The following is a 6,000-nucleotide window of genomic DNA, read 5'->3' as shown; positions in this document are numbered from 1 at the left end:
TTGAGACAGCCGGTCCCGTAACGCACCAGGATCAGCCATCAGTTTCTTTGAAATTTGTGATCCCATTGAGATCATCTTGCTGGTGCGTTACTGATGCGATCGCATTAATTTCCAGATATGCGATCGCGTTCGCGCAGGGTCGGCCTTTAGGCCAAGGTAAATCGCATCCAGCTCTCTGCACACTCCCCAGGTGGTGCGTTACGGGGCGGACTATCTAAACCCGGGCGTTAAGGCCACAAATAACGGCAAGCCCGCCCCTAACGCACCCTACGCCTCTCCCGACTCCCGATTCCCTACTCCCTACTCCCTACTCCCTACTCCCTATTCCCAACAATCAATCCAAAAGTCCCGGATCGATACCTAGTTCCTCAAGTTGTTCCGGAGTAAGAGCCTTCAATTGGGCTACCAACTGTTGCCGCTTTTGTTGCTCCTGCTGGGCTTGAGCCTCCGCATACGCTGCCCGCTCCTTGCCAGTCAGTAGTAAATTTCCCTCTCGATCCCACCATCGCAACCAAGGTTGTTCGGCTAAACCCAGATACGTCCCTTGCCACACCCCTAGTTCTACATTCATGGGATTAATGGGATAGTGGTTACGCTCGTTAGGGCTCAGGCGCTCATAGGTGCCATCTTCCCAGTGGTACACTTCCAACTCCCCGGTATTGATCATAAAGATGCCGTAGTAGGGAATCCGAATAATTTTCTCGTATACCCAGAATTTCCCTGGTTTTTGAACAGTGCCATCTACGGCTTGCAACGGTGTCCGATCCCGTTCTTCTGCACCTGTACCTGATGCAAACTCTAGGGCAATCAGAGGTGTGATATATTCCCGCCACAGTACATAAGAGCGTCTAATCTGGCCATCCAGTCGGGGCGGCACATCAGGCACATAAAACCAATCCGGGGCTTCTGCACCTTTTTCCGGGGGGTTAGTCTCCCGCCAGTAAATCCCACAATCTTGACCGATGGCATAGCGATTGTCCGGGTGAAGCTCTTGCAAGACCGGCTCGATGGAGTCAGTCAGAAGAATGCTTTGGGGATGTTCTTGAAAGTTCTTCACAAAGGTTCCATCAGATTCCGGCAATTGGGTATGGTCTGGAAACGGGCGGAGTTGTTCGTCGATGGTGGTGTTGGACTGAACCATAGCTCGAAGGTGTTGAGAATTTATGGGAACTTGTCTTGTTAGCGATCAGGTAAGGGGGTTTATATCTATTGTTATACACACAGGCCTTGCCCAAAAAGCCGTAGGGTGGGTTAGGAAGCGGCTCCCACGGATTTTTAGCAGATCCGTCAGGGTATAATAGCCGGTTCCGTAACGCACCACGATCAGCCATCGGTTGAAGGTTGGCAGGTTCCGTAGGGTGGCCTTTTGGCCAAGGTTGAAGGTAACCTGGTTGATTTGACAGATGCGATCGCTCAAGCGCGGAAGCGTCGGCAAAGCCTAAAGCGTGACCATTCGCGTAGCGTGGCCTTTTGGCCAAGGTCAATCCCATCCAGGTGGACTATCTATACCCTGGCGGTGCGTTACGGGCCGGGCTATCTATACCCTGGTGGTGCGTTACGGGGCGGACTATCTATACCCTGGCTACGAGGCCAAAAATAACGCCAAGTCCGCCCCTAACGCACCCTACATCTAGATCTACATCTACTCCCCACACCCCACACCCCACACCCGACTCCCGATTCCCGATTCCCGATTCCCCAAACCCCACACCCTACACCCTACTCCCGACTCCCCAAAAATTTTTTTCCCGCTAGATGATATGAAAATGAAAACAAGTGGGTAAGTTAAGTCTAGGACAGAACAAATCAGCATCCCGCACCTCCGGAAAGACTTATGAAAACTGATCTAAAAGTTAAATTACTTCAGCACCTGACCCAGAAAAAGCAAGACGAAGGTTTTACTCTAATTGAACTACTGGTTGTAATCATCATTATTGGAATTCTATCCGCCATTGCTCTGCCTTCTTTCTTGAACCAAGCTAATAAGGCTAAGCAGTCGGAAGCTAGAACTTATGTCGGTTCTATGAATAGAGCTCAGCAAGCTTACTTCCTGGAAAACAATGAATTTGTAACTGACAGTGGTGATTTTAGTGAGTTAGGTCTTGGCATTTCCACAAGGACTGATAACTACCTGTACGGGTTAAAGGATGGAGGTGATTCCCCAAAAAGCGTCTCTAACTATGCAGACCCAAGAAAGAAGGGTACAGACCAAGCTGATGATAAGTCTTCGCTTAAGGCATATCAGGGCATCACAGCCTTAGGTCAGATAACAGGGAGCAATGAGGCAACCACTTTGGCTGTATTGTGTGAAGCATTAGACGTTACGCAATTTGATGGTCCACTGGGTTCGGATGTAGACGTCAATTTTAATGCCGACGAGAATCCCGAGTGCAACACAGGTTGGAAGGATTTATCAAGTGGTGAGAAGAAATGATACTTAGGTTAAAACCTTGGTGAGGACAGTTTTAATTACCTAAAATTAGATATTTAGTGATAGTGGGTAGAACCGTCTACCCACTTTTTTTATGGAAATACTTCACTGGACAATTACCCTAATCAGGTTTTCAATAGTATTAGAAAATGGGGTGATATGTTTAATTCAAATAGCACAAAACTATGACTAACTGGCAGCAACAAGCGGAGCACTATCTAATCCAGGGGGACTACAGTCAAGCCGCAAACTTATACGAACAAGCTATTGAAAGGGAGCCTGATGTGATCGCCTACTACTGGCATTTAGGGTTACTGTTTCTATTGCAGGGTCAAGAGACCGAAGCCCAAACCACTTGGCTGCTGGTGATGGCGGAGGCGGAGTCAGACCAATTAGAGAGTTGGACTGAGGAACTGCTCCAGGTGTTGCAAACTGAAGCTGAGCGCAGGCAGGGGTTAGCCGATTATGCCGTAGCCTGGGCAATCCGCCAGCATATGCGGGAAATTTGCCCCACGGACCTGACTAATCTCTTGGAAATTATTGCCCTAAGCATCAAGCTAGAAACCTTTAGGGGTGATGACTTGACCGAGCTGGGGGTGATTGAACTGCTACAAACCCAGCCAAGGGTAGAATGCAATCAGCAATTACAGGACTTACGCAAGTGCCCCCTAAATCCCCCAATTCTGGGGGACTTTGAGTCAACAACCCCCCAAAATTGGGGGGCGAGGGGGGCAGGAGACTTTAACTCAACAACCCCCCAAAATTGGGGGGCAGGGGGGCAAAAGCAACTAAACTTCGTAAGTCCTAAATTATTAAAAGAGGTTTTCGAGCAGATATTAGAAGCCCAACCATTGCATCCAGCCTCCCTAGCATTCACAGAAGCTTGCTTAGCTTACCTTCCCAATCCTGAGGTCTGGCTCTTGCCATTACTCTCAGCCTGTATGAAAATCGGTCATACCTTAAAGCAACCGACCATCGCTGCTAGTTTTCTAGAATGTTATCGCTCTTTAGATCCTGACCATATAGAAATCTTACGATATCTCGCTACCTTTTATCAAAATGCTCGTAATTATGACCAGGGCATAGAAACCGCTAAGTTGTGCTATTCCTTATCGGAATCATTACCAAACCAAATATCCGGCATTAACCTGGTATTGCGGGGAATCATGAATGCCGGGGGCTATTGGCAGGAGGTTTCTGCGGCTTGCCAGACCCTAGAATCACTGCTGGTTTCATTAATTAAGGAACAACCAGCTAACTTGTCTGATGTTGAGACTTTGCGTCTGCTTACCCCATTCTTTTCTCTGGCTCATGTTCATGACCAGCCCAGCCATTTCAGACCAATTTTGAATCAAATTGCTGAGCTGTTCCAGAGGAATGTTCGGGGTTATACCAAGGCAAAAGCAGAGTGGTATGGATCTGTTAATAAAGGGAGCAGGGAGCAGGGAGCAGGGAGCAGGGAAATCGGAAGCCTTAATCAGGGGGGAATTGACCAGGGATCCCCCCTAGCCCCCCTTAATAAGGGGGGAATTGAGGAGGGAGCCCTGAACAAGGGGGGAATTGAGGAAGGAGCCCTTAATAAGGGGGGGATTAAGGATGGGGGAATTGAGGAGGGAGCAAAAGCTACTAGACCCTTAAAAGTCGGATACTTGTCGAGTTGTTTAAGACGGCATTCCGTGGGCTGGCTAGCTCGTTGGCTGTTTGAGCATCATGACCGGGAGCGGTTTCAACTTTATGGCTATTTCCTAGACTATAAGCTAGTAAACGATAACCTCCAAGAATGGTATCTCAATCAGGTAGACCATCCTCACAAATTAGGGATTCATTTTTTAGAGGCGGCTGAGCAGGTTTATCAAGATCAACTGGATATTTTAATTGACCTCGATAGCATCACCCTGGATATTACCTGTGCAGTCATGGCCCTGAAACTGGCACCAGTACAAGTCACGTGGCTAGGGTGGGATGCCTCAGGATTACCTGCCATTGATTACGTGATTGCTGACCCCTACGTATTACCGGATTCCGCTCAAGCTTACTATTCCGAGAAAATCTGGCGCTTACCCCAAACCTATATTGCTGTGGATGGGTTTGAAGTGGGTGTACCGAGCTTACGTCGGGACCACCTGGATATTCCCAAGGATGCCACGGTTTATCTCAGTAGTCAGAGGGGATACAAGCGGAATCCCGATACCACAAGGCTGCAAATGAAAATTATCAAAGCGGTCCCCCATAGCTACTTTTTGATTAAAGGTAAATCTGACCAAGACTCGATCACACGGTTCTTTAACCAGATTGCGGAAGAAGAAGGAGTAGAGTGCGATCGCCTCCGGTTTCTACCAGAAGTGCCTACGGAAGCGGTTCATCGTGCCAACTTAGGGATTGCCGATGTGGTACTGGATACCTATCCCTACAATGGAGCCACCACTACCCTCGAAACCCTGTGGATGGGTATTCCCCTAGTCACCAGAGTGGGAGAACAGTTTGTTGCTCGCAACAGTTACACCATGATGATGAATGCGGGAATCACGGAAGGCATTGCCTGGACAGATGATGAGTATATCGAGTGGGGGATTCGCTTAGGTAAAGACCCAGCCCTCAGACAACAGATTTCCTGGAAACTGCGACAATCTCGACAAACTGCCCCCTTGTGGAATGGTAAGGAATTTACTAGGGAAATGGAAAAGGCTTATTTGGAAATGTGGCGGAGTAGGGAGTAGGGAGTAGGGAGTAGGGAGTAGGGAGTAGGGAGTAGGGTGTGGGGTGTGGGGTGTGTGGGAGATAGAGCTTGTAGGGTGGGCAAAAACAGTTTCGTTCAAATGAGTCTTCTAGATAATATTACTTTGCCCACCCTACTTTAATTGGTATTTTTTTTAAACGCAAGTCCCTTATCTTTCACCCGTGATTTGTCTCCATTTTTGCTGAAACTTTGAAGTAGGATTATTTACCTTTATTTCTTCAACCAGTCGATCCGTTTCAATGGTGTGACGGTCAATGTCTTCCCAATGCTCAAAATAGTATGCCATTGCCCCATGAACCTGGGCTAAGGACAGATCATACTTGTGAGCAATTTCTTCTACAGATTGTTTCATATCCAAATACATTTCAGCAATAGCAGCAACAGGCATTCTTGTCCCAGCGATGCGGGGTTTACCATAACAATAGTCAGGGTCTATGGCAATATATTCTGTAGTTATTTGTTGGATAGACATTTGTCTGATTTTTATTAAAAGGTAATCGTATTAATTATAAGCAAAAGGCAAAAGGCAATAGGCAATAGGCAATAGCAAGATTGTATGTAATTAAAGCTGTTTTACCCGGTGGTGCGTTACGGGACGGACTATCCCAACAGTGGCTACCGAGAAAATGAGGGTAAGTCCGTCCCTAACGCACCCTACGCAACTCCCGACTCCCTAAAAAATTATTTACAAAAATTTTCAAAATATGTTATAATATAGCATTTTTTGTGATATACTGAACATGTGGATGGTAAACGTCCACGGGAAGGGCCAGCCTACTTACGTCTACAAGCCTAGGCTGGCTCTAGGTTCCCCCCATGAAAGGAGACACTC

The 6,000-nt window shown here is 47.5% G+C and carries 8 protein-coding genes; 4 read left to right on the top strand and 4 right to left on the bottom strand.

The features are described from left to right. Positions 1–31: 31 nt before the first annotated feature. Positions 32–181: a hypothetical protein gene (locus F6J99_RS05430; protein ID WP_293112038.1), complete on the bottom strand. Its 150-nt coding sequence runs from the start codon at positions 179–181 to the stop codon at positions 32–34. Positions 182–193: 12 nt separating this feature from the next. Here F6J99_RS05430 and F6J99_RS05425 point away from each other — a divergent pair, with 12 nt between their 5' ends. After that, positions 194–364, top strand: coding sequence for a hypothetical protein (locus F6J99_RS05425; RefSeq protein WP_293112037.1), 171 nt, complete (start codon positions 194–196; stop codon positions 362–364). Here the strand turns inward: F6J99_RS05425 and F6J99_RS05420 are convergent. Together F6J99_RS05420 and F6J99_RS05415 are read right to left on the bottom strand one after the other, a co-directional pair. After that, entirely contained in the window at positions 335–1,141 is an 807-nt protein-coding gene (locus F6J99_RS05420) for a Uma2 family endonuclease (protein WP_293112036.1), read from the bottom strand. The two genes, F6J99_RS05425 and F6J99_RS05420, sit on opposite strands and share 30 nt — an antisense overlap. Next, positions 1,068–1,478, bottom strand: coding sequence for a hypothetical protein (locus tag F6J99_RS05415; protein WP_293112035.1), 411 nt, complete (start codon positions 1,476–1,478; stop codon positions 1,068–1,070). Before F6J99_RS05415 ends, F6J99_RS05420 begins: the two co-directional genes overlap by 74 nt. On the opposite strand from F6J99_RS05415, the gene F6J99_RS05410 reads away from it, so the two are divergent. The 3 genes from F6J99_RS05410 to F6J99_RS05400 all read left to right on the top strand — a co-directional run bounded on the left by F6J99_RS05410 (position 1,471) and on the right by F6J99_RS05400 (position 5,148). Beyond that, positions 1,471–1,755 carry a hypothetical protein gene (locus F6J99_RS05410; protein ID WP_293112034.1) on the top strand — a complete coding sequence of 95 codons (285 nt, stop codon included), beginning with the start codon at positions 1,471–1,473 and terminating at the stop codon, positions 1,753–1,755. The two genes, F6J99_RS05415 and F6J99_RS05410, sit on opposite strands and share 8 nt — an antisense overlap. A 79-nt stretch (positions 1,756–1,834) precedes the next feature. Next, on the top strand, positions 1,835–2,434 hold the full coding sequence (locus F6J99_RS05405) for a type IV pilin-like G/H family protein (protein WP_293112033.1): 600 nt from the start codon (positions 1,835–1,837) through the stop codon (positions 2,432–2,434). 182 nt (positions 2,435–2,616) lie between these two features. Continuing rightward, entirely contained in the window at positions 2,617–5,148 is a 2,532-nt protein-coding gene (locus F6J99_RS05400) for a tetratricopeptide repeat protein (RefSeq protein WP_293112032.1), read from the top strand. Between the two features lie 168 nt (positions 5,149–5,316). On the opposite strand, the gene F6J99_RS05395 is transcribed toward F6J99_RS05400, so the two are convergent. Next, complete coding sequence (locus tag F6J99_RS05395) at positions 5,317–5,640, bottom strand: DUF433 domain-containing protein (protein ID WP_293112031.1); 324 nt, start codon at positions 5,638–5,640, stop codon at positions 5,317–5,319. Between the last annotated feature and the right edge of the window lie 360 nt (positions 5,641–6,000).

The sequence above is a fragment of the Moorena sp. SIO4G3 genome (genome assembly GCF_010692305.1).
Lineage (GTDB): Bacteria > Cyanobacteriota > Cyanobacteriia > Cyanobacteriales > Coleofasciculaceae > Moorena > Moorena producens_A.
This window is presented reverse-complemented; position numbering and strand designations above follow the sequence as displayed.

Coding starts and splice junctions, on each gene's coding strand:
- F6J99_RS05420 (WP_293112036.1), bottom strand. CDS start 1,141: ATGGTTCAGTCCAACACCACCATCGACGAACAACTCCGCCCGTTTCCA.
- F6J99_RS05405 (WP_293112033.1), top strand. CDS start 1,835: ATGAAAACTGATCTAAAAGTTAAATTACTTCAGCACCTGACCCAGAAA.
- F6J99_RS05400 (WP_293112032.1), top strand. CDS start 2,617: ATGACTAACTGGCAGCAACAAGCGGAGCACTATCTAATCCAGGGGGAC.
- F6J99_RS05395 (WP_293112031.1), bottom strand. CDS start 5,640: ATGTCTATCCAACAAATAACTACAGAATATATTGCCATAGACCCTGAC.